2 protein-coding genes are annotated in these 1,842 nt (G+C 70.9%); both read right to left on the reverse strand.

Annotated features, from left to right (window positions below; genetic code table 11):
• On the reverse strand, positions 1-536 hold a 536-nt coding region (locus RTM68_RS18565; protein WP_312173794.1), incomplete at its 3' end, for an HAD family hydrolase.
• Positions 533-1,699 (reverse strand): TIGR03364 family FAD-dependent oxidoreductase, encoded by a 1,167-nt coding sequence (locus RTM68_RS18570; RefSeq protein ID WP_312173795.1) that lies wholly within the window; start codon positions 1,697-1,699, stop codon positions 533-535. The genes RTM68_RS18570 and RTM68_RS18565, both read right to left, overlap by 4 nt.
• Positions 1,700-1,842: the final 143 nt, after the last annotated feature.

A 1,842-nucleotide genomic window follows, 5' to 3' on the forward strand; every position in this document is an offset into this window, starting at 1 on the left:
GCCGCGACCGACGAGGTCTGGGTGCGCAGCAGCGCCGTGAGCACGAGGTCGGGCGCGGGGCGACCGCGTCCGGCGTCGACGGGCGAGAGTGCGAGATCGATGAGGCCGCGCCAGCCGAGTCCGTCGATAAGCGCGTCGCGGGTCACCGGGGCGAACCCGGTCGTGAGCACGACCGTGAGGCCGGCATCCTTGAGTCCCTGGATCGCGTCCGCGGCGCCGGCGATCTCGGTGACGCCCTGCTCCTCGACGATCTCGGCGTAGGCGCCTTCGAATGCGGCGGTCGCACGCTCGGCTGCGACGCGGTCACCGCCGGCGAGGTGCGTGAAGACGTCGATCTTCGACTGCCCCATGGTGTCGCGCACATAGGTGAGCGCCTGGTCCCAGGGCATCCGATCGGCGACCCCGGTGCGCTCGGCGGCGCGCTGGAACGCCTGCTCCACCACGCCGTCGTCGAGCACCGTGGTGCCCGCCATGTCGAGCACGACGAGTTCGGTGCGGATGGTGTCGTCGGTGCGGATGGTGTCGAAAACGGTCATGATGTTCCTTCCATTGCGGGTGCCCACCCGAAGGCGGCTGCGAGATTCTCTTCTGCGAGCCCCAGCCCTGTGGTCATTCCGATGCCGGTGGTCGCGGCGAGCACCAGCACCCCCTCATCGCCCCGTTCGACGAGGAAGTCCTGCGGCCCCTTGGCGTAGACGCCCTGCCAGCGCTCGAGCACGCGTGGCGCCGGCATGTCGAACAGCACCTGCGCCTCGGCGAGGAACGCCGCGAATGCGGCCTCGGGCTGGAAGGGCGCCGGAGCGATGGCCGTGGCGTGCGAGTCGCCGATGATGAGCGTGCCGTCGGGCAGCTGCGTGTACATCTGGTTGAGATCGAGCACCGCGAGATCGGGGCGCTCGATGTGCAGACGCTCGCGCAGGACCGCCGCCGACGCGCTGTCGGCGAATCTGCCGTACCGCACGAGCGACCAGCCGGTCAGCAGAGGAGCAGGGAGCGGATGCTCGAGGGTGACCGCGGCGCGCATCATGTCGAGGGCGCAGCGCACGACGCCCACGCGTTCGGCGATCTCGGGCAGCAGCTGATCGATGTCGTGGTTCACGGCGACGACGACGGCATCCGCATCGATCGTGCCCCGCGTGGTCGACACACGACCCGCGGTCAGAGACGTCACGGCCGTGCGGAACCGGAACTCGACCCCGAGTGCGGCGAGGTGTCGCACGATCGCGGCCGCGGCGGTGCGCGGGTCGGTCTGCAGGTCGGTCTCGATGTGCGCTCCGCCGAGCAGTCCCTCGGCGCGGAGCGGGGCGAGACGCAGAAGCTCGTCGGCATCCAGCATCCGGATGCCGCCGTCAGCCGCGGCTTCTTCGAGCACCGCGATCTCGTCGGTGTGACGTGCGGCGACGAGCGTGCCCGATTCGCGCAGCCAGAATCCGGCGTCGCGGGCGAGCCTCAGCCACAGCTCTCGCGAGACGTCGGCATAGCGGCGGGCCTCCCCCGCCTGGGCTCCGATGCAGAGGTGTCCGAAATTGCGGACGGTCGCACCGATCGGTTCGTCGGTGCGGTCGACCACGATCACGCGCAGCCCGCGGCGCACCGCGGCGTAGGCGGCGCCGAGGCCGACGATGCCCGAGCCGACGACGACGACGTCGGCGGTGTCTGCGACCCCGCCCCTGCCGCCGGCCGGGCCCACGCCGCTCACCGGAACACCTTGCGCATCCACATCGCGAGCCCTTCGACGACCAGCACCGTGACGAGGATCATCAGCACGATCGCGGTGACCGTCTCGTAGCGCGAGCCCTGGCTGGCGTTCAGCAGGTAGTAGCCGACACCGCCGCCGCCGAC

Origin of the sequence: Microbacterium sp. (assembly GCF_031988965.1) — a bacterium.
GTDB lineage: Bacteria > Actinomycetota > Actinomycetes > Actinomycetales > Microbacteriaceae > Microbacterium.